Below are 23,690 nucleotides of genomic sequence, written 5' to 3'. Positions count from 1 at the left end.
CCGAAACAGATCGGATCACAGCTGATCCCGTCTGTCTATTCGTCTTGCGAACAAGGACGTATCGGCCCGCATTTCCCAGATCCTGCATCGTGCGGATTTCGTTTCGGGGCGGCGATGCGGGGTTAAAACCGACGCCTGGCTGCCTCGGATCGATCACTGTTCGTGAAGTCATCTTCACATCCTTTCATAAATCATGCGCGGGCAAACCGGCTATGTTGGCCGCAATCTGAAATCGAAGGGATCTCCCAATTGTCCAGCCTGATCCAAAGACTGAGTCCGGAATCGCGAAATGCGCCGGAAAGCGGAATTGTCGAAGTGTTCAACGCCGGCCGGGGGAAAGCCGATCTGATCCCGCTCTGGGCCGGCGAAGGCGATCTGGCAACGCCCGATTTCATCTGCGAAGCCGCAAAGGCATCCCTTGGCCGGGGCGAAACCTTCTACACCTATCAACGCGGCATTCCGCAGCTGCGCCAGGCGCTTGCCGACTATCACCTGGACCTCTACGGACGGGAGTTCTCGCCGGAACGGTTTTTCGTAACCGGCTCCGGCATGCAGTCCATCCAACTCGCTGTTCAGGCGGTCTGCAGCGCGGGCACGGAAGTGATCGTGCCGACACCCGCCTGGCCGAATATCAGTGCCGCCATCGGCATCCACGGTGCCCGTGCCGTCTCCGTTCCGCTGCGCGAGGAGGACGGCGGCTGGCGGCTGCATCTTGACGATATCGAGGCGGCGATCACACCGCGAACCACGGCGCTGTTTCTCAATTCGCCCTGCAATCCGACCGGCTGGGTGGCACATCAGGGGCTGCTGCGCGAGTTTCTGGACCTTGCCCGCAAGCATGGGCTCTGGATCATCGCCGACGAGATCTACGCGCTGTTCCATTACGGCGACGGGGCGCGGGCGCCGTCGTTTTACGATATCGCCGAGGAAGACGACCAGATTATCTTCGTCAATTCCATGTCGAAGAACTGGGCAATGACGGGCTGGCGCGTTGGCTGGATTTCCGCACCCGCGGTGCTGGGGCAGGTGTTCGAAAATCTCATCCAGTATTCCACATCCGGCGTTCCCTCCTTTTCCCAGTGGGGAGCCGTCGCGGCGCTGACCGAGGGCCGGGATTTCCTCCAGCAGCAGGTGGCACGGGCGCGTGAGGGCAGGGACTGCGTGTTGAGAGGGCTGCAAGGCCTCAACCGGGTGAAAGTGCTGCCGCCCGAAGGTGCATTTTATCTTTTCTTTTCAATCGATGGCGTCACCGATACACGCGGCTTCGCGCTTGATCTCGTGCGGCAGACCGGCGTCGGGCTGGCACCGGGAACCGCCTTCGGCCCCGGTGGCGAGCATTATCTGCGCCTTTGCTATGCCCGCCGGGCGGATCATCTCGAGGAAGCCGTGCGACGAATTAGCGTTTGGTTGACAGAGATTTAGATGAACTCACGGGTTGCTGGCATACGTGAAAGCCCTTAACCTTGGATGGATTGGATTTCCACAAGGGCACCGCGATGTCAGGCGACGAGGTCGTAGACCAGAACAGAGAAAATGCGGCGGAGTCGGAGGCGCGTCTGGCAAGCGTGTTCGACACGGCCGCAGACGGCATTGTCGTCATCAACGACCGGGGGCAGGTCCTGTCCTTCAACAAGGCCTGCGAGGACCTCTTCGGCTACGAAGCGGCGGATCTTCTGGGGCGAAACGTCAACCGGATCATGCCGGAAGACTATGCGCGGGCACATGACGCCTACCTGAACAATTACCTGGAAACAGGCGAAAGGAAGATCATCGGCATAGGCCGGGAAGTGCAGGGCCGGCACAAGGACGGAACGGTCTTCCCGATCGAACTCTCCGTCGGCGAGGCTTCCACGCCCGCCGGGCGGCAATTCATCGGCATCTTGCGTGACCTGCGGTCGCGCAAGCAGATGGAGGACAGGCTCGCCAAGGCCCAGGCGCAGCTCCTCCATATGACCCGGATCAGCGCCCTGGATGAAATGGGCGCGGCGATCGCCCACGAGCTCAACCAGCCCCTGACCGCCATATTGCTCTACCTGCAGTCGGTGTCGCGCAGGGCCAAGGCGGATGCCTCGCTTGATCCCTTGATTCTCGAAGTGATCGACAAGGCCGTCCGCGAGGCGGAAAGAGCGGGCGAAATCATCCAGCGCATGCGTCAGCTCGTTGAGAAGAAGGCGCCTGCGCGCGAGACCTTGGACGTTCAGGAGCTTGTGAGAAACTGCCTGGAAATGGCGGAGCTTGGAAGCGGTGAAGGTGCGGCCTATCTTCATGCCGAAGTGGAACCCGAACTCCCGCCACTCATGGCGGATCCGGTGCAGATCCGGCAGATCCTGATCAATCTCCTGCGCAATGCGCGCGAAGCGGTTTCGGACCTGGCGGACAAGAAGGTTACGTTGTCCGTCCACAGAAATGGGGACGCGCTGGAATTCCGCGTCAGGGACAACGGGCCGGGTGTCCCCAGGGAGCTTGTGGAAAGCCTGTTCCGGGCCTTTAGTGGCGTGAAGGAAAAGGGCGTCGGATTGGGATTGGCGATTTCCCGCTCCATTGCGCAAAATCACGGCGGCGATTTGAGGCTTGAGCCGCAGCCGGACGGCGGCGGGGCGTCGTTCCTGCTGACTTTGCCCGTGGATTTGCCGGATGACTCTGCGTCGCGGCACCTGAACTCTCTTATGAAGAATCAAATAGCTGAGGAATAGACGGATATGAGCGCTGACGCGGACGCCATTTATATCGTTGACGATGACCCAGCGGTGCGCGATGCCCTGTCGGTCCTGTTCAACATGGAAGGGTATGTGGTCGAGACCTTCTCGGACGGGGATACTTTCATCGATTCCGCGAGCAGGGCCGTTCCGGCCTGTGTCATGCTGGACGTGCACATGCCCGGCCGTTCGGGGATCGAAATCCTCAAGGCGCTGAATGCGGAGAACTATCCGGCGCCGATTTTCATCATTTCAGGGCAGGGCGATATCCCGATGGCCGTCGAGGCCATCCGGAACGGTGCCTTTGATTTCGTCGAAAAGCCGTTTAACGCCGAAACGGTGCTGGAGCGGGTGAAAGAAGGCATTGCCGCCATGAACGAGCGGCAGCCGATCGAGAAGAATGTCTCGTTCCCCGGTGCGGAACTACTCACCCGGCGTGAACTGGAGGTGGTGAAGGAAATCACGGAAGGCGCCTCCAACAAGGAAGCCGGCAGAACGCTTGGCATCAGCCCGAGAACGGTCGAAGTCCACCGCGCCCGGATCATGGAAAAACTGGGTGCGCGCAACGCAGCTGATCTTGTGCGCATCGTACTAGGCCATCCCACAGCAGGTTGACGATACGGAAACCTGCCGGTAGCCAGCGAAAAATCAGATAAGTAGTGCTGCGATACCGTATTTTTCCGTACATCGAAAGGTGAGATTCTGGCTTATTTATAGCCAGTGGCACGGCAATACCGCCGCGCCTTGAGGATGTGTTTTTTTTAGTGAACATTCATATCATCGAAGACGATGAGGCGGTTGCCGACGCGCTGGCTGTGGCGCTCGAAGGGCTCGAACATCGTCCAGTGACATATCCTGACGGCGAAACCTTCCTGGCCCGTGCAGAGCTGGCTTCGGAGGACTGGGTCATTATCGACCTCGGCCTGCCCGGCATAAGCGGCGTCGATGTCATTCGCAAAATAAGACACCTGCCCGATCCGCCAAGGATCCTTGCCATAACCGGCAAACCACAGGCGAGACTTCTGACGCACCTGAAGGCTCTGCCCGGGCTGAAAATATTGCGAAAGCCGCTGTCCATCGAAATGATCACGAAGGCGATGAACTGAAACGCTGCCACGTGATCCGCAGCGATGTGCCGGGTTTCGGACGTATGTCTTGATAGGTGAGCAATTTCGCTGATTACATGATCGGACAGAACAAAACGCAGCAATGATTGTCCCGGACTTCCCGGGCGACGGTCAAAAATCCCCGCAAGTTTAGAATTTATCTAATAAAACCGACGCTCAAGTCATCATCGATGACAGGTTATCTGCATCTGCGTCAATCGACCTCATATGTAGTTTCTCTTACGCATTGGACCGAATTTCACTAACGCATTTAGATGGTTAGTGTCGACTGGTGAGTTACAGGGCGTCGGACGGGGCGCCAGGTATCAGCGGTCAGGACTACTCAATCTCCTCCCAGGCGTTTAAGTACCTCCCCAAGCAAAAGCCGCTGATCTTGCAGTCATAGCCGTGCATGTCTGCACGAAGGAGGGTTTTATGGCATATTTCGATGTTGGCGCAGGTCAGATTTCCGGCGTGAGGCCAAGTGGCGCTCCCGTTTGCGCTCCCGGCAAGACGTCGTTTGCCGATTTTGGCGGCAAGGCCGCACGCTACGGCGCGCATGCCGTCGTCTATTACCAGGGCGATCCGGTCAAACGGCTCTATGAATTGGTCAAGGGGTCGGTGATGCTCTACAAGCTCCTGCCCGATGGCCGCCGCCAGGTTGTGGAGGTCTTGCGGCCGGGAGATGTTTTCGGGCTGGCAGGCAGCGACGAGTATGACTGCACCGCCGAAACGCTTACCGAGGCGGAAGTGCAGGAGATCGAACTGCGGCATGTCGAGCGCTCCGACGAATTGCAGCGCTCCCTGGCAAAATGCCTGACCAACCAGATGCGCGCCCTCCACGAGCACGCGGTCTTGCTCGGCCGCAAGTCGGCGGTCGAGCGCGTCGCGAGCTTCCTGATGTATCTGGTTCCGGATCGCGGTGGGGCCAGCTGTATCGGCCCCGTCGGAGACGCCGATGACGGCTTCGACCTGCACCTGCACATGACCCGTCAGGAAATTGCCGACTATCTCGGGCTGACTATCGAAACCGTCAGCCGGGTGGTGTCCGACCTGAAACGCCGCGGTGTGATCCGTGCCGACAAGGCCGACCGTATCCACCTCAACAGGGTGTGCGGACTGTGCCAGATGACCGGTATGCACTGATACCGGCCGCGGCTGAACGATCAGGCAACGACAGGGCCGCGAGAAATGCGCGGCCCTGTTTTTTTGGCGAGGCTCCGCCGCTCAGCCGGCGGCAAAGTTGCTGGAACTAAGAGCGCAGGCTTCCTCGCTCGTCCACAGCCCCGCCTGAATATCCTGGCGCCGGCCGCGGATGACGACCGTTTCCATCCGCGGCGGAACTGGTTTGCATGACCCTGCCGCAGACATGAGGGTTTGCGAAAGCGCAACGGATGTCTGGAAGCTCTTGCCCGCTTCCATAAGGCGGCTTGCAACATTGACGCAATCGCCTGTCGCGGCAATCTGCTGCTGGCTGTCGTGACCCAGGCGGGACAGAACGACCGGGCCGAAATGCCCGCCCACCCGCACATCGGTGATATCGAGGTTCAAACCGGAGGACGCGATCCAGCCCCGCACGGCGGCGACAAGGTCGAATGCGCACCTGACCGCATCATCGGCGTTCCCGGGACGGGCGCCTGTTATGCCGAAACAGATCATCGCGCCGTCTCCCATGAAATCCAAAACGACACCGTTGTTGCCGACCGTCTCATTCACCACGAGCGTATGAAACGTCTTGAGAATGTCGCGCGTTCGCACCGGCCCCATTCGTTCGCTGAGCCCGGTGAAACCGGCAAGATCGACAAAAAGGATCGCTGCGTCCTGTTCGACAGGTCTGAGCAGGAAATCAGGATCCTCGGCAATCCGGTTTGCAAGGTCCGGCGCGTGAAAGCGGCTGAGGGCATCGGTGGCGACTTCGAACCGCCGCGCCTGCCGCCGGTCATAGACCTGCTTCACGATCGCAAGCAGAACGACCGGTGGCAGACTTGCCGCGACCGGCAGGGCACCGCTCAGCCAGAACCCCTGCATGAAACCGGCTGTGATGGCCACCATCCACACTGCGAGCGACAGGAGGTAGAGAACGGTTGCGTGCGACAGCGGCAGAACGATCAGCGTCGCGAGCGCCCCGGCGGTCAGCAGCACGGCGGCAATCGCATCGATCCAGCGAACGGTGCCATTGCGGACAAGGGCGGATCCGTCGAGAAGATTCGCTATGCCCGTCGCCATCACTTCCACCCCCGGCATGATCTGGTCGAATGGTGTGCCGAACTTGTCGCCTACGCCGACTGCTGTCGTTCCGACCAGCACAAGCCGCCCGTCCAGCGGCTTGCCGGGTTCGCCTCCGTCAAGAACCGTCTGCGCGCTTATGGTTCGAACCGTTCCGCCGGGTCCATAATAGTTCAGTGGCATGTGCAAGGCAAAATCGAGCGGCTGCTGTCTGTCACCGATATTGAGGGCATTGTGCGCCAGGGAAGGCATTTCGCCGAGATGCGCCGCCACCGCCGCAAGAACGAAGGACGGCTCCGGGCCGGTCCCCGTTGTAAAGACAACCGGAACATGGCGCGGGGTCCCGCCCGCATCGGTCGCCAGATTGACGAGGCCCGTGCGTGCGACGCTCTTGAACACGTGCAGGGGGTAGAGGACCGTGTCGGGCGTAGGGAGAGTGGCACTGCCCGAGATCTTGCTTTCAAACTGTCCGGCCGCCGCGATCACCGCCGGAACCTTGCTGATTGCCTCCGCCAGGCGTTCGTCATCGGCGCGGGTGGTTTCTTCAATCAGCAGAATGTCGATGGCCAGCGACCGCGCACCGGCCAGTCTGATTTTCTCGACAAGGCCGGCGAGCTTGTCACGGCCGATCGGGTACCGCCCCGCTGCAGTCACGGTCCGGTCGTCAATCGCCACGATCACCACGTCATCAGGCGGCTTGCGCTGGCCAATCACGAGAATGCGCAGGTCCAGCAGAACCGTTTCCGCTCTGTCCAGCAGGCTGGCCCGTCCGGACAGGTGTGTTTGTACCAGCCACCCGACCCATAGACACGCGCCCAGCAACACGGGAAGCGCGAACAGGAGGGGAAGTCTGGATCTCATCGCGCAAAGCGGGCGAGCAGTCTGTCGACCTTTTCAGGCGGCCACTGCTTCACGGTCAAAGGCGTGGTGTCAGTGACCTCCACGCCGTCGCCGGCCGACAACAACACCTGGTCCGATCCGTCGAGCCGTGAGACCTCGACCTGGCCGCGCACGACAAAGACCGAGGTCATATCAGCCGTGACATCGACCACGTAGACCGTCCCGCGGACGGCGGCGATTGCATGAGGTGTCAGGATCTGAAAGGAGCCGCTGTCAGGTTCGACCTCGATCAGCACCGCATCGCCCTCGAGGCGGATCGCTTCGGGTCTGGGCTGACCGCCACTGCTTTGAATGTCGAATTGAGCCGCGGCCTCCGCTTCGAACACGAGACCGTTTGCGCACTCATAGATGATCCGGGGCGGATCGCGGCGCTCCGCGGTGTCGCAGCCGTCAACCTGCTGGGCGGAAGCCGGCGCGGAAGCTGCGAGCAACAGCCATGCGATCGCAAGGAGCCATTTGCATTGATATGTTGACATCGGTTTCTCAATTGGCTGTCGAATAGAGACTGGCTGTCCCCATATTGTGGAAAATGCTAATCCACATCTATCATAGTCGCCAGCGTTGGACTGGCCAAATGCATTTAACAAGGTTCACCACATGCCAGCTGTCGAAACCCTGAACAAGGAAGAATTGTTGGGCCGGAGCTTTATCTTCGAGGCCCTCGACGAACAAAGTCGGCGTGAACTGGCGGAATTCGCCCACGTGAAGCGGTATTCCTCGGGCGACGTCATCTTTGATGCGGGGACCCCCGGCCAGAGCATGATGGCCATTGCCGAAGGTTCGGTACGGGTCTCGGTGCTCACGCCAAGTGCTCGAGACGTCACGCTCACGGAGCTCCAGGCGGGCGACGTCTTTGGGGAGATCGCCCTTCTGGATGGCGGAGAACGGTCCGCGGGTGTGCACGCGCTCACCAATTGCACGCTGGTCGTGCTGGAAAGACGCTCCCTTCTGGACGTCCTCAACCGAAATCCCGCGCTTTCCATTCGTCTTATCGAACTGCTGTGCAAGCGCGTGAGACGGTCCGACGAACGGATGATGGAATTCGCCTTCATGAACCTGTCGTCGCGCCTTGCGCGGCTGCTGCTGCGCGTCACCGTTGCCGCGCCCGGCAGTGAAGAGAAGCCGTTGACCAAGCTCTCCTTGTCACAGTCGGAAATCGCAAGCATGACCGGGAATACGAGGGAAAACGTCAACCGTTGCCTGGGCAAGTGGCAAAAATCCGGCCTGGTTGAACTCAAGAGCGGATGGCTCATCATCCGTGACAGGGCCGGCCTGGAAGCCCTTGCGGAAGAGGAATGAAGCCGGTCCAGGTGATCGCGACCGCGGCCAATTTGTTGGTTCGCGGGTTTCAGACCGCGATTGAGTGCCTCGCCTTGCCCGATGCCAGGCTGTCGCCCAGATAGGCGTCGAAGGCGGCTGCGGCAAGCCGGACATAGGGGCGTCCGGATTCGGTGACGCGAACCTTCGCACTGTGGCCGGCGCTCAGGTCAAGCTCGACCAGTCCATCGGCAGCAAGGTCTTTCAATGCGGCGAATGAATCACTCAGGCTACGGAGGGACCGCCCGTAATGCCTGACGATCGGCGTCAGGTCGCAGGCGTAATTGGTCATCAGGTCTTCGATGATCCGGCCGCGCATGCGGTCGTCGGTCGAGAGCGCCAGTCCTTTCAAGACCGGCAGCTTTCCTTCTTCGATGCTGCGGCGCCAGTTGCCCACGTCCAGCATGTTCTGGATATATCCGGTCGACAGTTTGCCGATGGAGGACACGCCGAAGCCGATCAGCTGTTCGCCCTGGTCCGTCGTGTAGCCCTGAAAATTGCGTTTGAGCGAGCCGTCGGCCAATGCAATGGCCATGCTGTCGTCGGCGCGGGCAAAATGATCGAGGCCGATGGCCACATAGCCGGCTTTCAGGAGTTCGGAGCGGGCAAGGTCGGCCAGTTGCAGCCGTTCGGCCGCTGACGGCAGCGCGCTTTCATCGATCAGCCGCTGGTGCTTGCGCATCCACGGAACATGCGCGTAACCAAAAAGGGCAATCCGGCCCGGGGCGAGCGACAGTGTCTTGTCGACCGAATCCCGTATCGTTTCCGGCGTCTGGCCGGGAAGCCCGTACATCAGGTCAAAATTGAGCGCCGTCAGTCCGACGCGGCGCAAATGGGCAGTGGCTTTCGCAACGACCTCATACGGCTGAACGCGCCCGATGGCTTTCTGAACCTGGAGGTCGAAATCCTGCACGCCCAGGCTTGCCCGGTTGACACCGGCCAGGGCGAGGGTGTCGGCGAGTTCTGCCGTGACAAGCCTCGGGTCCAGTTCGATGGCGTGCTCCATGTCCGGCGCGAAATCGAACAGCATGCGCATCACGGCCATCAGCTCGACGAAGCCCTCGCGCGGCAGCAGGCTTGGTGTTCCGCCCCCCAGTGAATGTGCCGCACGGGCCCGGCCTGCTGCAGCAGCTTGCCCACGAGGCCGACTTCCTGGGCCAGTGTCGTTGCATAGGCTTTCAGCGGCGCTTCCTGACGCGTCGCCTTGGTGTGGCAACCGCAATAGTGGCAAAGTTCCCTGCAATAGGGCACATGCAGATAGAGCGACAGCGAGTCGGCCGGCGTCAGCCTTCTAAGCCAGTAGGCATAGGTGTCCGCCGTCACGCCTTCATGGAACTGCGGCGCGGTCGGATAGCTCGTGTAGCGCGGAACTGTGCGCAGGGCGTGGGAAAGCGGGTCTTTCATCATGGGCGCATCTTTCCGGCATCTCGCCGGATCGTGCCTTGATTTTCCTCAAGTCCGTTTGTCAGGATGTATTTGGGAGGTGCCGAGTGCGCGATTTATCCACCAGTTCCGCTTTTGCCGCCGGCGGCGGGCGCTCTCGGCGCTACCGTCTCCATGGCTCGCCGGACAGCGCCAATCTTGTCATCCGCATGGTGCTGGAGGAACTCGGCATTCCTTATGAGGATGTTCCGGTTGACAGGCTGGCTGCACAGCAGAAATCCGCGGCCTATCGGAGGCTCAACCCGCAGGGTCTCATCCCGGTGCTGGAAGTGCCTGGTCAGGATGCGCCCGTCTTCGAAACCGGCGCGATCCTGCTCTTCCTGGCGGACAGATATCAGGCGCTGGCGCCTGCGCGAAAGTCCCCCGCCTGGGGACGGTTTCTCAAATGGCTGTTTTTCATCTCCAACACGCTGCATTCGGATCTGCGGATTTCCTTCAGGCCGCAGCGGTATTTCCCGCAGGAGGACGGGCTTGAGCTGTTCTCGCAAACCCTGATCGGGAGGATCGCGGCAAGCTTCGGGCATCTGGAGCGGGAAATCGCGGAAACCGGCGGTCCGTTTCTCCTTGGCGACGAACCGACCTGCGCCGATTATTACCTGGCAGGTTGCGCGCGGTGGGCTCAGATCTATCGCAATCAGGACAGGTGGAACCTGGCGGATACGCCGAAGTTGCGGTTTTTGCTGGAACAATTGGAAGCGCGGCCGGCTGTGCGCAAGGCGTGCCGGATGGAGCTGATAGACGGCCTGCCGTTCACCGCTCCGGTACCCGTGCGTTCGCCGGGCGCTACAGCCTGATACTGCACAACTTGTTCATGTTGATCGATGCAATCAACCATGCAAAGGGCGATCAACACGATTATATGGCGCAGAGCCCCACGAACCCTGATGGAATGTGATGCCCTTTCCCCTGTTTGACACGGCCGCCGGACGCCTGTCCGTCACGCTCCTGATCGCCGCCCTGGGGGAGGGGCGTTTAGCCTGATGGACCTTCCCGCCGCCTGGCTCTCGGGCGCCATGGTGTTCGTCGCGGCCGCGACCCTGTCCGGCGTGCCCACGCTCATGCCGGTCCGGCTCCGGGATGCGCTGTTCGTCATGATCGGTATTTCCATGGGCGGCGGCGTCCGGCCGGATGTGGTCGAGCGGATCGGCGAATGGCCGGTTTCCATGGCCATGCTGGTGGCGGTGATGATCAGCGTGACACTCGCCGGCTACGTGGTTTTGCACTATGGCGCCAAGTGGTCGAAAGAGACGGCCTATTTCGGCGCCATACCGGGAGCGCTGTCCTATGTGATGGCGCTTGCCACCGAGCGGGGCGCCGATCTGCCACGCATCGCCTCCAGCCAGTCGCTGCGCCTGTTCGTGCTGGTGGCGATACTGCCTTTCGCGGTCGTCTCCTCAAGCGGCGGGGCGGACGGGAACGGCACTTCGGACCTGGTGGCAAGGCCGCTGGATTTCCTCATCGGATTGCCCCTCTGCCTGGCCGCCAGCTGGATCGCGGTCAAGACAAGGATCCCCGGCGGCTGGATGACCGGGGCCTTCTTCATGAGCGCCGGCCTGAACGCCACGGGCGCTCTGACACTGGTCCTGCCGGACGTCGTCGTGTTGTCCTGTTTCGTCATGATGGGGGCGCATATCGGCTGTCGTTTCGGTGCCATGACCGTGCGCCAGTTCATCGGCGTGCTTGGTGCCTCGCTTGGGGCTTTCTCGGCCGCCTTCCTGACCTCGATCCTCGGCGCCTGGATCGTGGCCCGGCTGGTGGGCATCCCCTTCGGCCAGGCCTTGCTCGCCTATGCGCCGGGCGGTCTGGAGGTCATGACGCTGCTTGCCTTCATGCTAGACCTCGACCCGGCTTTCGTCGCGGCCCATCAGATTGCACGGTTCACGGCAATGGTGCTGCTGCTGCCGTTCGTTACGGCGCTGGTTCTCGGCAGGAAGTGAACCAGGCCATGCCTGTTAAGAGCGGCCGGCTTGCAGCGCTCACGACCAGATATAGTGAAGCTTGTCGAAGCCGTGCCGCCAGGACGCGACCTGTTCGGCCATCGCCTCCGGGTCGTTCGAGCGCAAGGCTTTCGCGATCAGGCGGGCAAGCTCGGGCATATCCTCCTCTGTCATTCCCCACCGCACGATTTCCGGGGTCCCCAGCCTGAGGCCGTTCATGTCATCGGCCACGGGGGGATCGGCAGGCCGATCCCGCAGGCCAGAAACCCGGCCTGGCGGAGTTTTTTGGAAGCCGTCTGCCCGCCGCCGAAGGACGCGGCTTCAAGGGCGAACTGATGCGAAGCGGTGTAGCCGTTCACGGTGGAGAATACCGGCAGGCCTTCCTCTGCAAGTGCCCCGGCAAGTGCGCTGGCGGTCGTGGCCATTCTTCCGGCATAGGCAGGTCCGTAGTCCCGCCAGTCCAGAAGCGTGATGGCCAGTGCGGCCGATTTCGCCACGTCGAAATTTGCGGTCAGGCCCGGAAATGCGATTGCATCCAGCCGTTTGGAAAGCTCCTGCTCGTTGGTGACGATCAGTCCGCCGGCCGGGCCGCCGAGGCTCTTGTAGGTGCTCATCGTCATCAGGTGTGCACCTTCCGCCAGCGGATCTGAGAAGATGCCTCCCGCGATCATGCCGCACTGGTGCGCCGCGTCGAACAGCACCAGGGCCCCCACCTCGTCGGCGATGGTGCGAATTGCGGCAACCGGATGCGGGAAGAGATTGAGGCTCGTGCCGACGGTGATCAGCTTCGGGCGAACCTTCAGGGCAAGTTCACGCAGCCCGTCAAGGTCGATCGTGTATCGGCCCGGCTCGACCGGTGCTTCATGGATATCCAATCCGTAAAGCCCTGCGCAGCCGGGCGCATGGTGGGTCACATGTCCGCCGACCGAGGCAGGCGGGGCAATGATGGCGTCGCCCGGCTTCGTCGTTGCCATGAAGGCATAGAGATTGGCAAGGGCGCCCGAGGCGACCCGGATTTCAGCATAGGCGGCGTTGAAAATCTCCCGGGCGAGATTGGCGGCGATGACTTCGATCTCTTCGATGGCTTCAAGGCCCATTTCATACTTGTCGCCCGGATGGCCCAGGGAGGGACGGGAGCCCAGACCGCTGGCAAGGAGCGCTTCGGCCCGCGGGTTCATCACATTGGTCGCCGGATTGAGATTGAAGCAGTCGCGCTCGTGGATCTTCCGGTTCTCCCGCGCCAGTGCTTCGATCCGCTCCGCAATCTGCGCCGAGGTCAAGGGGGCAGTGAAACGGGTAATGTCGTCGATGCGGGCGGCGGCCGGTGCCGGCAGCCAGGGACGTAGCTCGCTTGCGCTCATCTCGTAACTCCAAATCAAAGGTCGCAAAGTGTGTTCATTTGCCTGCCTTGCCGCAAGTCGGTTTCTTGAAAACGCATAGACTGAAAAATCTGCCCCGATCCAGTGTGGTTGTTCTTGGCCTTTGATGAATTCAAAGGTTGTGGCAAAATGGCTATGCAGAATGTGTCACTTCCGGCAGAGAGTTGCGTCAAATGGCCAGCAAGACAGCCAAGACATCGGCCGACACCGCCCCGAAATCCGAGGGGCCGGTTCTACTCTCGGGCGGCAACCCGCAGATTCCAAAGGGCTACGGCGATGCGCCCGTGCAGGCCTATATCGAGGCGATGCCGGGCTGGAAGCACGATGTCGGCCGCCGGCTCGACACGCTCATCGACGAGACCGTTCCTGCTGTGAAGAAAGCGGTGAAATGGAACTCGCCCTTCTATGGCATCGACGACCAGGGATGGTTTCTCAGCTACCACTGCTTCACGAAATACGTGAAGGTGACGTTCTTCCGCGGGCGTTCGCTCCAACCCATGCCACTCGGCGAATCCAGGCACCAGGACGTACGCTATCTGGATATCCGCGAGGACGAGCCGTTCGATGAAGCCCAATTCGTCGACTGGGTAAAGCAGGCCAGCCGGTTGCCCGGCGAAAAACTGTGAACGGCAAAGCCGCGGATCGCGACCGGGCCTGCTCGCCGACCCAAGGCGGAAAACCATTCGTCAGGTTCCTGATCGAGCCGGCCTGATCGCGCGAACGCAGTTGCCGTACCGCTTCCCGGCGGGTTTCTCCAGCACAAGATGTAATCGGACATGAGGGGCCGTACCGGCGCTCAGGTTCCCGGTGCCCGAACCCGGATCCAATAGCCGGTGCCCGGGACCGATCCCGAACAGTTCCAGCCAGGGGCCAGCCGCCTCGGCGCCACCTGCCACCCTTGATATGGATCAACGCGCGCAGAGGGGACTCGTGCGCATGGTCGTCCCATCGTTGGCACGTTGTAACGATTATAGAAACTGGGGCGCATAAAATGGCACAAACCAAGGCCAAAATGGTCTCGCTCGAGGAAGGCGGATTCGCCATCTTCCTTGTGCTGCTTGCATTTGCCTGCATCATCGTGGCGGGCAAGACTTTCGATAACGTCATGGCATTTCATGCTGGGATCGGCGCACTGGTTGCCGCCGTCAGTGTGTTTTTCATATTCAAGAACTACTTCGATGACGGCGGGGAGCCGATCCCGGCCGAAATCGACGGTAAGCCGAACTACAATTTCGGACCGGTGAAGTTCGGGTCGGTCGCGGCAATGTTCTGGGGCATTGCCGGGTTCACGGTCGGCCTCATCATCGCGCTGCAGCTCGCCTGGCCGGCACTGAACTTCGATCTGCCCTGGACGAATTTCGGCCGCTTGCGGCCGTTGCACACATCCGCGGTGATCTTTGCGTTCGGCGGCAACGTGCTGCTGGCGTCTTCCATGTATGTGGTCCAGCGCACCTCGCGGGCGCGTATGCCGGGCAAGATCCTGCCGTGGTTCGTCATCATCGGCTACAACGTCTTCATCCTCATCGCGGGCACAGGCTATCTGCTCGGCGCGACGCAGAGCAAGGAATACGCTGAGCCGGAATGGTACGCCGACCTGTGGCTGACCATCGTCTGGGTCGCCTATCTGATGCTCTTCCTCGGCACGCTCTGGAGGCGCAAGGAACCGCATATCTACGTTGCCAACTGGTTCTACCTGGCCTTCATCGTCACGATCGCCATGCTGCACGTCGTCAACAACCTGACGATCCCGGTTTCGATCTACTCGACCAAGTCCTACATCGTCTGGTCGGGCGTCCAGGACGCAATGGTGCAGTGGTGGTACGGCCACAACGCGGTAGGCTTCTTCCTGACCGCCGGCTTCCTGGCCATCATGTATTACTTCATCCCCAAGCGCGCCGAGCGGCCGGTCTATTCCTACCGCCTGTCCATCGTGCACTTCTGGGCGCTGATCTTCATCTACATCTGGGCCGGCCCGCACCACCTGCACTACACGGCTCTGCCGCAATGGGCCTCGACGCTCGGTGCGACCTTCTCGATCATCCTGTGGATGCCCTCCTGGGGCGGCATGATCAACGGCCTGATGACGCTCTCCGGGGCCTGGGACAAGCTCAGAACCGATCCGGTCCTGCGCATGATGGTGGTCTCCGTCGCCTTCTACGGCATGTCGACCTTCGAAGGTCCGCTGATGTCGCTGCGGTCGGTCAACTCCCTGTCGCATTACACCGACTGGACCATCGGCCACGTGCATTCCGGTGCGCTCGGCTGGGTGGGCTACATCTCCTTCGGTGCGCTCTACTGCCTGATCCCCTGGCTGTGGAACAAGAAGAGCCTCTACTCGCTGAAACTGGTGAACTGGCACTTCTGGCTGTCGACGCTGGGCATCGTTCTCTACATCACCGCGATGTGGGTGTCCGGCATCATGCAGGGCCTGATGTGGCGCGCCTACGACAAGCTTGGTTTCCTGGAATACTCCTTCGTGGAAACCGTCGAGGCGATGCATCCCTTCTATATCATCCGTGCTCTCGGCGGTGCGCTCTTCGTGCTCGGCGCCCTGATCATGGCCTTCAATCTCTGGATGACCGTCCGTCACGGCGAAGCTGAAGAAGCAGAAACCGTACCGGCTGGCTCCCTGGCTCCGGCCGAATAAGGGGGATGAAATGTCAGTTTGGAAAAAACACGAAGTCTTTGAAAAGAACTCCTTTGTCCTCTTGATCGGCATTCTGGTCATGGTCGCCATCGGCGGCCTGGTCGAGATCGCACCGCTCTTCTACCTGAAGAGCACGATCGAGAAGACGGAAGGCATGCGGCCCTATACGCCGCTGGAGCTTGCCGGGCGCGACATCTACATCCGCGAGGGCTGCTACACCTGCCACTCGCAGATGGTCCGCCCGATGCGTGACGAACTGGAGCGCTACGGCCATTTCTCGCTGGCTGCGGAATCCATGTATGACCATCCGTTCCAGTGGGGTTCCAAACGCACAGGTCCCGACCTTGCGCGCGTCGGCGGAAAATATTCCGACGCCTGGCATGTCGAGCACCTGAGAGACCCGCGCTCGCTGGTTCCGGCGTCCATCATGCCCGGCTATCCGTTCCTGGCGGAAAACAAGCTGAACACACGGGATATCAAGGCACAGCTCTCCGTCAACACGGTCATTGGCGTGCCTTACAGCGAAGACCAGGTCGACAATGCGAAGTCGGACATTCTGGGTCAGGCATCTCCCGACACGGACGCGGCCTACGCCTTCGAGGAACGCTATCCGACTGCTCTCATCCGCGATTTCGACGGCAATCCCGCCGAAGTCACCGAGATGGATGCTCTGGTCGCCTATCTCCAGGTGCTGGGCACGATGGTCGACTTCTCAATCTACGACGACAAGGCGAACTCGAGGTAACGGCGATGAACGAAACGTATTCCGCTTTCGCAGGTTTCGCGCAGACCTGGGGCCTACTCTACTTCATGATCCTGTTTGGCATCGTTCTGGCCTACGCATTGTGGCCGAAGAACCGCGAAAAGTTCGACGAAGCCTCGCAAATCCCGCTCCGGGAGGACTGATCCATGGCAGACATACATAACAAGGAAATCGACCAGGTCTCCGGGGTCGAGACAACCGGCCACGAGTGGGACGGTCTGAAGGAGCTGAACAATCCCCTGCCGAAATGGTGGCTGTATCTGTTCTACGTCACCATCGTCTGGGCGGTGATCTACTGGGTGCTCTATCCCTCCTGGCCGCTGATCTCCAGCTATACGACCGGCATCCTGGGCGCCAACCAGCGCGCCGAGGCGATTGCCGCCTATGAGGAAGTCATCGCGGGCCGGTCCGAGTTTGCGGACAAGGTCGTGGCCACGCCCCTTGAGGACATCGGCAAGGATCAGCAATTGCTGCAATTCGCCCTGGCCAACGGACAGGCCGCATTCGGCGACAACTGCGCTCCGTGCCACGGCGGCGGCGGTGCGGGGTCCGAAGGCTACCCGAACCTGCAGGATGACACCTGGATCTGGGGTGGCACGCTGGAGGACATCCACACCTCGCTCCAATACGGCATCCGCTCGGACCATGACGAAGCCCGCTTCGGCGAAATGCCGGCTTTCGGACGGGACGAGCTGCTTACGGGCGAAGAGATCGACCAGGTTGCCAATTTCGTCGCCTCCCGCGTTGGACTGACCGCAGAAGAGGGTGTTGACCTGGCTGCCGGACAAACGCTTTATGCGGACAATTGCGCAGCCTGCCACGGCGAAAGCCTGGAGGGTATTCAGGAGGTCGGCGCGCCGAGCCTGATGTCGGCAAACTACCTCTATGGCAAGTCCCTGGCGGACATCAAGGCCCAGATCGACACCCCGCGCAACGGCGTCATGCCTGCATGGGCCGGCCGTCTGGACCCGGCGACAATCAAATCGCTGACGCTCTACGTCCATTCCTTCGGTGGCGGCATTTAAGCCGGATCGTTCCGGCAATGAGCGAGAATTGATCCGGCGCAAAGTCAGACCGCTTGCGCCGGATTAATATTTGAAAGGTGGCGGGAACCGCAAGGCCGTCACCCCAGGGAAGATCCCAGTGGGGCGGGGTCATTTCAATTTTGAAAAAAGGACGGACGGAATGTCTACGGACACCGAGACCCATCAGGCCGGGCAGGCCGGGCAGACGGAGACCTGGTTCGAGGCCGCGAAGAAGATCTATCCGATGGCCACGCACGGCAAGTTCCGCCGGATAAAGTGGGGTCTGCTTTTCCTTACGCTCGGCATCTACTATTTCCTGCCGTTCATCCGCTATGACCGCGGACCGGATGCCCCCAGCCAGGCCGTCCTGGTCGATATGGAGAACAGGCGCGCCTATTTCTTCTTCATCGAAATCTGGCCGCAGGAAGTCTATTACCTGACCGGGCTCCTGATCATTGCCGCGGTGGCGCTGTTCCTGATGAACGCCGTGGCGGGCCGGATCTGGTGCGGCTACCTGTGCCCCCAGACGGTCTGGACGGACCTGTTCTTGTGGGTCGAGCGCAAGGTTGAAGGGGACCGGCGCGAGCGTATGGCCCTGGACAAGGAGCCGCTGAGCTTCGGCAAGGTCCGCAAGCGGATCACCAAGCATTTTTTCTGGCTGATGATCGCCTGGTGGACCGGGGGTGCCTGGGTCCTCTATTTCAACGACGCGCCGACCCTGGTCTGGCAGTTGCTGACCTTCCAGGCGCCGATGGTGGCCTATGTCTGGATTGCGATCCTCACGTCGACGACCTATCTGCTCGCCGGCTTCATGCGCGAGCAGGTCTGCATCTACATGTGCCCGTGGCCGCGCATTCAGGCGGCACTGACGGACGAGAAGGCCCTTAACGTCACGTATCTGTGGGACCGCGGCGAACCGCGCGGATCGCTGAAGCAGAACAGGAAGCTTGCCGAACAGGGGATGCCTGCCGGCGACTGCATCGATTGCTATCAGTGCTTTCAGGTTTGTCCGACAGGGGTCGATATCCGCAAGGGCATGCAACTCGACTGCATCCAGTGCGGATTGTGCATCGACGCCTGCGACAACGTGATGACCAAGATCGGCAAGCCGACCGGACTGATCGGGTATGACACGGACGAGAACATTCAGCGCCGCATTGAGGGCAAGGAACCGGTCTACGAAATCGTCCGGCCGCGAACGATCATCTATGCGGCGGTCATTGTCCTGGTCGGCGCCATCATGCTGTTCACCCTGCTGAACCGGGATTTTGCCGACATCAGCGTGCTGCACGACCGGAACCCGGTTTTCGTGGAACTGTCTGACGGCTCGGTGCGCAACGGCTACACGGTGCGCCTTTCCAACAAGCGCCTCCATTCCCGCAGCTTCATGCTGCATGTGGAAGGCATGCCGCCGAACACATCGGTGGAGGCAATCGGCGTCGACACGAGCTTTGCCGGACGTCCGATCCTCGAAGTCGGTCCGGACACCACGCGGGAAGTCCGCGTTCTGGTGACCTCGCCCGGATGGGAAAAGCTGCCGCCCTCGACGCCGGTCACCTTCCGCATCACCGAAAGCGTGATGGGCGAAGTGGTGACGGCAAAAGACACGTTCAAAGCGCCGGACAGGCCTTGAGGAGAGTGACATGACGATGGTTCGGTCGAATATGAAAGAACCCGGGACGATCACCGGAAAGACGGTTCTCGCCTGGCTGCTCGGCTTCTTTGGCGTGGTGTTTGCGGCAAACGGTGTCTTCGTCTACCTGGCGGTCGGGTCGTTCCCTGGCGTGGTGGTGGACAGCTCCTATGAGGCCGGGCAGTCCTACAATCAGGAAATCGCCGCCGCAAAGGCGCAGGAGCAACTGCACTGGCAGGTGTCGAGCGAACTCGTCCGTGTTGGCCCGGACGGCGCCAGGCTCATGATAACCGCGGCGGATGCCGGCGGCGGCGCGCTCTATGGCCTGAGCGTCAATGCCCTTCTGCGCAACCCCGTGCAGGAAACGGCCGACGTGAAAGTCCGCCTCGCACCCGACGGCGGCGGACGCTATGTCGGGGAGGTGGACCATGTGCCGGCGGGCAACTGGATGCTCATTCTCGAAATCGAACAGGACGGTCAGCGGAAATTCAGGTCCGAGAACCGGATCTTCGTGAAAGAGTGAGGCGATCGCCATGACGGTTCATCAGCGTGACTGGCAGGCATTCGTGACGCCCGGCAAGGATGGCGCGGTTCATATGGACCTTGCCGTCGACGGCATCACCTGCGCGGCCTGCATGGGCGACATCGAACGCGGACTGAAGCGCCTGCCCGGTATCCGCACGGCTCGTGTCAACCTGACCAGTCAGCGCCTTGGCGTCGACTGGGTGGAAGACGAGACCGGCGCCGACGAGATCGTCGCCGAACTGGCACGGCTGGGCTATACGGCCCATCCCTTCGACCCGGCGAGCCACAGGGAACGCCAGGACAAGACGGGCAAGGAGCTTCTGCGCTGTCTCGCGGTTGCGGGTTTTGCCGGCATGAACATCATGCTGCTGTCCGTCTCCGTCTGGTCCGGCAATGCGACCGACATCACCCCGGAAACCCGCGACTTCTTCCACTGGCTGTCGGCCCTGATTGCCTTGCCGACGGTGGCCTATAGCGGGCGCCCGTTTCTGAAAAGCGCGCTGAACGCCCTGTCGAGCGGCCGCCTGAACATGGACGTGCCGATCACGATCGGTGTCAGTCTCGCAATGGCGCTATCGCTCGTGCAGACCGCGCAGCACCAGCACCACGCCTATTTCGAATCGGCCGTGATGCTGCTGTTCTTCCTTCTGGTCGGCAGGTATCTCGACCACAACATGCGGGGCCGAACCCGGTCCTTCGCCGAAAACATCGCCGCACTCAAGGCGGAAGTTGCTGCCCGGATCAATGCCGACGGCAGTGTGCGTGAAGTGCCGCTTTCCAAGATTACCGCAGGCGATCTCGTGCTGGTTTCCGGTGGAGAGCGCGTTCCTGTCGACGGCGCGGTGGAAACAGGCGCGTCGGAAATCGACCAGAGTCTCGTCACCGGTGAGAGTCTGCTCGTCCCCGTGAAGCCCGGCCAGCGTGTCTATGCGGGCACGCTGAACGGTTCGGGCGCGCTCCAGGTACGAGTGGAGGCGGCTTCCGGCGCAACCCTGCTCGATGAGGTGAACCGGCTCCTGGAAACGGCCTCACAGGCAAAGTCGAAATATGTCCGTATTGCCGATCGAGCCGCCCGTCTTTATGCGCCGCTGGTTCACAGCGCCGCGGCACTGACTTTTTTCGGCTGGCTTCTGGCGGGGCTGGAGTGGCAACCGGCGCTGGTGATCTCCATCTCGGTGCTGATCATCACCTGTCCCTGCGCGCTTGGACTTGCTGTGCCCGCCGTCCAGGTCGTCGCCGCCGGCCAGTTGTTCCGCCACGGTGTGCTGCTCAACTCCGGCAATGCGATCGAGTGCCTGTCCGACGTCGACACGATCCTGTTCGACAAGACCGGGACGCTGACCCTGGCAGAGCCGGAACTGTGCGCGGCAATCGACCCGCAGGACAGCGTGACCGCTCTGGGCGGACGCCTTGCCCTTGCCAGCCGGCATCCGCTCTCCACGGCTCTTGTAAGGGCGACAGGCGCAATCATGCCGCTGCCCGAAGTGAAGGAAGTCTCGGGCGCCGGGTTGGAAACCCGGGTCGGCGACGAGACATTGCGCCTCGGCAGTCCTGAATTCTGCGGCGCGAGCGCAGCTGAGGTTCACGCGGTCCTGCAAGGCGCGCCGGGTGCGTCCCTGCTGGCGATCCGGTTCGGGAACCGGCCTGTGAAATTGCTCGCCTTCCGCCAGAAACTGCGGTCCGACGCCCGCACCGTCATCGATCATCTCAAGGCGCAGGGCTACGCGCTGGAAATCCTCTCCGGGGACACGCAGCCCGCGGTCGAAAGCTGCGCGCAGGCACTCGGCATCACGGTGTGGCAGGCCGGCATCAAGCCGGCGCAGAAGATTGCCCGTCTCGAAGAATTGCAGCGCCAGGGTCGAAAGGTGCTGATGGTGGGCGACGGTCTCAACGATGCCCCGGCCCTTGCGGGCGCCCATGTTTCCCTGTCGCCGGTCTCCGCCGTTCATCTCAGCCAGGCGGCCGCGGATGCGGTTTTCCTGGGCGACAAGCTGCAGCCCGTGGCCGATGCCCTGCGATTGGCGAAAAGAGCCCGCGCGGCAATCGAGCAGAACCTTTGGATTTCCGCCCTATATAACGTCATTGCCGTTCCGATTGCCGTGGCAGGCTTCGTCACGCCGCTTGTCGCGGCCGTGGCCATGTCCGCCTCGTCTCTGGCCGTCACCGCCAATGCCCTCAAGCTCCGCTGGGGCGAGGGGCTGGCTGAGCCCGGGCCCGTGCGCGAACGGCTGGTGAACCGCGAGAGGCAAGGATAATTCGTTCATGGACGTGCTGATCTACCTTATCCCGATCGCGCTCTTCCTGGGGGGCCTTGGGCTCGTCGCTTTCCTCTGGTCGCTCAAGAGCGGCCAGTATGACGACCTGGAAGGCGCCAAGTGGCGCATCCTGGAGGATGACGACCTTCCGGAGAAATGAAACGGAAAACCTGACGGCCTAGCTGTCGCGCCGCGTTGAAGATGTCGATCTGGTGGGTTGTGTGGCGCTGTTCGCCGCAAATGGGCCAAAGGCCGGCTGATCCTCCTTTGACCGTGAAGCTTTCCCGGTGGCTCCGGGCGCTCCCGAGGAGGAGGGGAGGAAATCAGGACAGGAAATTTGTGAGGGCCATGCCCGTCGCCAGAAGCACAAGGCCGATGCCCGCGAACAGCAGCAGATTTTCCCCAACCTGCCGCCGGGGACCGGCTCAGACGCATCGTGCTCGAATTTGAGCTGATCGTCCTGCTCGAATGGATCTGGGTCACGGGACATGATCTGTACAATCGTTGTCAAAGCTGACTCGCTTTACTGCGCTGCGATGGCAACAACATGTTCCTGCAGGGTTGAAAGCCCCGTTAACATTGCTCCTCGGGAGGAATTAATTCTCCGCAATATTACCAAGCTGTGAAGATAGCTTTGCTATTTCGATGCTAAATATAACGCCGCGGAAATAGTTACCCTCTGCTTGCCGCCCGCGGTTTCGGACTGGGGGCAAGGGTCCCTTCTGCCGTCACCGAAGACACCCAGTACGTGTACGGACTATGGCGTGCTGTGCGACGCGCCTCGCCGGCAAACCGATATGGTCCATCAGATGAGTCATGATCAGTGACGGCTGGTATAACTCATTATTCAGACTTTCATGCCAACACTTGGGCGCAAACAAGGAGGAATTGGTGAGCCTGGATCTTGCCTCACTGACATTCTTGCTGGTCGAGGACAGCGCCTACATGCGAACGATCCTGCGCACGATGCTGCAGGGTTTTGGCGCGCGCCGCATTGTCGAAGCCGAAGACGGGGCCTCGGGCCTTGAGGCGATGGACCGTGCAAATCCGGACATCCTCATTCTGGATTGGGTCATGCCCATTCTGGACGGGGCCGACATGGTGCGCATGATCCGCAGCCCGAACAATCCGTTCGCCTATATTCCGATCATCATGGTCACGGCCCATACGGAGCGCAGCCGGATCGTGGAAGCACGCAGACTGGGCGTTCACGAGCTTCTGTCCAAACCGATCTCGGCCAAATCGCTCTATCAGCGTGTATCAAGCGTGATCCTGCATCCCCGCGACTTCATCAAGACCGCGACCTATTTCGGTCCGGCACCGCGGGAAATCCGCAACCGCCAGAAGATCTGGCAGGGTGGCCCCGGTCAGGCACCGGGACAGGAGCCGCGGGAAGGCGAAAGCGGCAACGTTACCGCGATCGGCTAGGCACATCAGGCATGCTCACCTGAACGCTGGTTTATCTGGAAGTCTGGATTTCGGGGCGTGGCAACTGCCAGGAAGCGTGTCAGGCCGCGGATTGAGCTACAGTGCGCGTTGATGCTGCCTGGCGACCATCCAGGGTCTCGGCAAGTTCCGCAAGCACATCGAGATCGACGGTATAATGATCCAGCAGGAATTGCGAAAGAACATCGATCGGAAGATGTTGATAGCCTTCAATCGCAGCCATCAAAGCCTCAGGTGTGTCCAGCCGTTCGCGCAGCATGATCAAGGGATCCCGGTCGAGTCGATTGTCTTCAAACTGGATTTTCATGGTTAATAATACGTAAACTTGATCTGCGCAACACGAAGTAAAGGCTCTGGCGTTGCATTTGAATGTCGTCCACAATCTTCTGCTC

General features: G+C 61.1%; 25 protein-coding genes. 18 read left to right on the top strand and 7 right to left on the bottom strand.

Annotated features, from left to right (window positions below):
• Positions 1-249: 249 nt before the first annotated feature.
• From ON753_RS14775 to ON753_RS14755, 5 genes are all read left to right on the top strand, one after another.
• The gene (locus ON753_RS14775; protein WP_265963389.1) at positions 250-1,422 is read left to right on the top strand and encodes a pyridoxal phosphate-dependent aminotransferase; all 1,173 of its coding nucleotides are present in this window, start codon (positions 250-252) and stop codon (positions 1,420-1,422) included.
• Positions 1,423-1,496: 74 nt separating this feature from the next.
• A complete protein-coding gene (locus ON753_RS14770) occupies positions 1,497-2,693 on the top strand; it encodes a two-component system sensor histidine kinase NtrB (protein ID WP_265963388.1) in 1,197 nt (398 codons plus the stop codon).
• 6 nt (positions 2,694-2,699) lie between these two features.
• Positions 2,700-3,311 carry a response regulator transcription factor gene (locus ON753_RS14765; protein WP_265963387.1) on the top strand — a complete coding sequence of 204 codons (612 nt, stop codon included), beginning with the start codon at positions 2,700-2,702 and terminating at the stop codon, positions 3,309-3,311.
• A gap of 149 nt (positions 3,312-3,460) precedes the next feature.
• Positions 3,461-3,802 carry a response regulator gene (locus ON753_RS14760; RefSeq protein WP_265963386.1) on the top strand — a complete coding sequence of 114 codons (342 nt, stop codon included), beginning with the start codon at positions 3,461-3,463 and terminating at the stop codon, positions 3,800-3,802.
• Between the two features lie 435 nt (positions 3,803-4,237).
• A complete protein-coding gene (locus ON753_RS14755; protein WP_265963385.1) occupies positions 4,238-4,948 on the top strand; it encodes a Crp/Fnr family transcriptional regulator in 711 nt (236 codons plus the stop codon).
• 81 nt (positions 4,949-5,029) lie between these two features.
• Here the strand turns inward: ON753_RS14755 and ON753_RS14750 are convergent, their stop codons facing one another.
• Positions 5,030-6,889: a CHASE2 domain-containing protein gene (locus ON753_RS14750; protein WP_265963384.1), complete on the bottom strand. Its 1,860-nt coding sequence runs from the start codon at positions 6,887-6,889 to the stop codon at positions 5,030-5,032.
• The gene (locus tag ON753_RS14745) at positions 6,886-7,404 is read right to left on the bottom strand and encodes a FecR domain-containing protein (RefSeq protein ID WP_265963383.1); all 519 of its coding nucleotides are present in this window, start codon (positions 7,402-7,404) and stop codon (positions 6,886-6,888) included. The genes ON753_RS14750 and ON753_RS14745 overlap by 4 nt, the downstream gene beginning before the upstream one ends.
• A gap of 121 nt (positions 7,405-7,525) precedes the next feature.
• Between ON753_RS14745 and ON753_RS14740 the strand changes: the two genes are divergently transcribed.
• Positions 7,526-8,227, top strand: coding sequence for a Crp/Fnr family transcriptional regulator (locus ON753_RS14740; protein ID WP_265963382.1), 702 nt, complete (start codon positions 7,526-7,528; stop codon positions 8,225-8,227).
• Positions 8,228-8,276: 49 nt separating this feature from the next.
• Here ON753_RS14740 and hemN read toward each other — a convergent pair whose 3' ends face one another.
• Positions 8,277-9,293, bottom strand: a complete 1,017-nt coding sequence (hemN, locus tag ON753_RS14735) for an oxygen-independent coproporphyrinogen III oxidase (RefSeq protein WP_470424749.1) — start codon at positions 9,291-9,293, stop codon at positions 8,277-8,279.
• Positions 9,290-9,652, bottom strand: coding sequence for an oxygen-independent coproporphyrinogen III oxidase (locus ON753_RS26735; RefSeq protein ID WP_323054739.1), 363 nt, complete (start codon positions 9,650-9,652; stop codon positions 9,290-9,292). Before ON753_RS26735 ends, hemN begins: the two co-directional genes overlap by 4 nt.
• Before the next feature lie 83 nt (positions 9,653-9,735).
• On the opposite strand from ON753_RS26735, the gene ON753_RS14730 reads away from it, so the two are divergent.
• A complete protein-coding gene (locus ON753_RS14730) occupies positions 9,736-10,482 on the top strand; it encodes a glutathione S-transferase family protein (protein WP_265963381.1) in 747 nt (248 codons plus the stop codon).
• 186 nt (positions 10,483-10,668) lie between these two features.
• Positions 10,669-11,625: an AbrB family transcriptional regulator gene (locus tag ON753_RS14725; protein WP_265963380.1), complete on the top strand. Its 957-nt coding sequence runs from the start codon at positions 10,669-10,671 to the stop codon at positions 11,623-11,625.
• A gap of 39 nt (positions 11,626-11,664) precedes the next feature.
• Here the strand turns inward: ON753_RS14725 and ON753_RS14720 are convergent, their stop codons facing one another.
• Together ON753_RS14720 and ON753_RS14715 are read right to left on the bottom strand one after the other, a co-directional pair.
• Positions 11,665-11,856 carry a hypothetical protein gene (locus ON753_RS14720; RefSeq protein ID WP_265963379.1) on the bottom strand — a complete coding sequence of 64 codons (192 nt, stop codon included), beginning with the start codon at positions 11,854-11,856 and terminating at the stop codon, positions 11,665-11,667.
• Entirely contained in the window at positions 11,841-12,986 is a 1,146-nt protein-coding gene (locus ON753_RS14715; RefSeq protein WP_265963378.1) for a serine hydroxymethyltransferase, read from the bottom strand. Before ON753_RS14715 ends, ON753_RS14720 begins: the two co-directional genes overlap by 16 nt.
• Positions 12,987-13,177: 191 nt before the next feature.
• On the opposite strand from ON753_RS14715, the gene ON753_RS14710 reads away from it, so the two are divergent.
• From ON753_RS14710 to ON753_RS14665, 10 genes are all read left to right on the top strand, one after another.
• Positions 13,178-13,630: a DUF1801 domain-containing protein gene (locus ON753_RS14710; RefSeq protein WP_265963377.1), complete on the top strand. Its 453-nt coding sequence runs from the start codon at positions 13,178-13,180 to the stop codon at positions 13,628-13,630.
• Positions 13,631-13,995: 365 nt separating this feature from the next.
• Positions 13,996-15,651: a cytochrome-c oxidase, cbb3-type subunit I gene (ccoN, locus tag ON753_RS14705; RefSeq protein ID WP_265963376.1), complete on the top strand. Its 1,656-nt coding sequence runs from the start codon at positions 13,996-13,998 to the stop codon at positions 15,649-15,651.
• 10 nt (positions 15,652-15,661) lie between these two features.
• Positions 15,662-16,396, top strand: coding sequence for a cytochrome-c oxidase, cbb3-type subunit II (gene ccoO / locus ON753_RS14700; protein WP_265963375.1), 735 nt, complete (start codon positions 15,662-15,664; stop codon positions 16,394-16,396).
• 5 nt (positions 16,397-16,401) lie between these two features.
• Positions 16,402-16,557: a cbb3-type cytochrome c oxidase subunit 3 gene (locus tag ON753_RS14695; protein ID WP_265963374.1), complete on the top strand. Its 156-nt coding sequence runs from the start codon at positions 16,402-16,404 to the stop codon at positions 16,555-16,557.
• Positions 16,558-16,560: 3 nt separating this feature from the next.
• Positions 16,561-17,439 carry a cytochrome-c oxidase, cbb3-type subunit III gene (gene ccoP / locus ON753_RS14690; protein WP_265963373.1) on the top strand — a complete coding sequence of 293 codons (879 nt, stop codon included), beginning with the start codon at positions 16,561-16,563 and terminating at the stop codon, positions 17,437-17,439.
• A 160-nt stretch (positions 17,440-17,599) separates the two neighbouring features.
• Complete coding sequence (ccoG, locus tag ON753_RS14685) at positions 17,600-19,072, top strand: cytochrome c oxidase accessory protein CcoG (protein ID WP_265963372.1); 1,473 nt, start codon at positions 17,600-17,602, stop codon at positions 19,070-19,072.
• A 10-nt stretch (positions 19,073-19,082) separates the two neighbouring features.
• Entirely contained in the window at positions 19,083-19,595 is a 513-nt protein-coding gene (locus ON753_RS14680) for a FixH family protein (RefSeq protein WP_265963371.1), read from the top strand.
• Between the two features lie 10 nt (positions 19,596-19,605).
• Positions 19,606-21,852 carry a heavy metal translocating P-type ATPase gene (locus ON753_RS14675; protein ID WP_265963370.1) on the top strand — a complete coding sequence of 749 codons (2,247 nt, stop codon included), beginning with the start codon at positions 19,606-19,608 and terminating at the stop codon, positions 21,850-21,852.
• A gap of 7 nt (positions 21,853-21,859) precedes the next feature.
• Positions 21,860-22,012, top strand: coding sequence for a cbb3-type cytochrome oxidase assembly protein CcoS (gene ccoS, locus ON753_RS14670; protein ID WP_265963369.1), 153 nt, complete (start codon positions 21,860-21,862; stop codon positions 22,010-22,012).
• A gap of 731 nt (positions 22,013-22,743) precedes the next feature.
• The gene (locus ON753_RS14665; protein WP_265963368.1) at positions 22,744-23,280 is read left to right on the top strand and encodes a response regulator; all 537 of its coding nucleotides are present in this window, start codon (positions 22,744-22,746) and stop codon (positions 23,278-23,280) included.
• 79 nt (positions 23,281-23,359) lie between these two features.
• On the opposite strand, the gene ON753_RS14660 is transcribed toward ON753_RS14665, so the two are convergent.
• On the bottom strand, positions 23,360-23,605 hold the full coding sequence (locus tag ON753_RS14660; protein WP_265963367.1) for a hypothetical protein: 246 nt from the start codon (positions 23,603-23,605) through the stop codon (positions 23,360-23,362).
• Positions 23,606-23,690: the final 85 nt, after the last annotated feature.

It is taken from the genome of Roseibium salinum (genome assembly GCF_026240905.1).
GTDB classification, from domain to species: domain Bacteria; phylum Pseudomonadota; class Alphaproteobacteria; order Rhizobiales; family Stappiaceae; genus Roseibium; species Roseibium salinum.
Note: the sequence above shows the minus strand (reverse complement) of the source record. Positions and strands in the feature narration are given on the sequence as shown.

Coding starts and splice junctions, on each gene's coding strand:
- ON753_RS14770 (WP_265963388.1), top strand. CDS start 1,497: ATGTCAGGCGACGAGGTCGTAGACCAGAACAGAGAAAATGCGGCGGAG.
- ON753_RS14765 (WP_265963387.1), top strand. CDS start 2,700: ATGAGCGCTGACGCGGACGCCATTTATATCGTTGACGATGACCCAGCG.
- ON753_RS14755 (WP_265963385.1), top strand. CDS start 4,238: ATGGCATATTTCGATGTTGGCGCAGGTCAGATTTCCGGCGTGAGGCCA.
- ON753_RS14750 (WP_265963384.1), bottom strand. CDS start 6,889: ATGAGATCCAGACTTCCCCTCCTGTTCGCGCTTCCCGTGTTGCTGGGC.
- ON753_RS14745 (WP_265963383.1), bottom strand. CDS start 7,404: ATGTCAACATATCAATGCAAATGGCTCCTTGCGATCGCATGGCTGTTG.
- ON753_RS14740 (WP_265963382.1), top strand. CDS start 7,526: ATGCCAGCTGTCGAAACCCTGAACAAGGAAGAATTGTTGGGCCGGAGC.
- ON753_RS26735 (WP_323054739.1), bottom strand. CDS start 9,652: ATGATGAAAGACCCGCTTTCCCACGCCCTGCGCACAGTTCCGCGCTAC.
- ON753_RS14725 (WP_265963380.1), top strand. CDS start 10,669: ATGGACCTTCCCGCCGCCTGGCTCTCGGGCGCCATGGTGTTCGTCGCG.
- ON753_RS14715 (WP_265963378.1), bottom strand. CDS start 12,986: ATGAGCGCAAGCGAGCTACGTCCCTGGCTGCCGGCACCGGCCGCCGCC.
- ON753_RS14710 (WP_265963377.1), top strand. CDS start 13,178: ATGGCCAGCAAGACAGCCAAGACATCGGCCGACACCGCCCCGAAATCC.
- ccoN (WP_265963376.1), top strand. CDS start 13,996: ATGGCACAAACCAAGGCCAAAATGGTCTCGCTCGAGGAAGGCGGATTC.
- ccoO (WP_265963375.1), top strand. CDS start 15,662: ATGTCAGTTTGGAAAAAACACGAAGTCTTTGAAAAGAACTCCTTTGTC.
- ON753_RS14695 (WP_265963374.1), top strand. CDS start 16,402: ATGAACGAAACGTATTCCGCTTTCGCAGGTTTCGCGCAGACCTGGGGC.
- ccoP (WP_265963373.1), top strand. CDS start 16,561: ATGGCAGACATACATAACAAGGAAATCGACCAGGTCTCCGGGGTCGAG.
- ccoG (WP_265963372.1), top strand. CDS start 17,600: ATGTCTACGGACACCGAGACCCATCAGGCCGGGCAGGCCGGGCAGACG.
- ON753_RS14680 (WP_265963371.1), top strand. CDS start 19,083: ATGACGATGGTTCGGTCGAATATGAAAGAACCCGGGACGATCACCGGA.
- ON753_RS14675 (WP_265963370.1), top strand. CDS start 19,606: ATGACGGTTCATCAGCGTGACTGGCAGGCATTCGTGACGCCCGGCAAG.
- ccoS (WP_265963369.1), top strand. CDS start 21,860: ATGGACGTGCTGATCTACCTTATCCCGATCGCGCTCTTCCTGGGGGGC.
- ON753_RS14660 (WP_265963367.1), bottom strand. CDS start 23,605: ATGAAAATCCAGTTTGAAGACAATCGACTCGACCGGGATCCCTTGATC.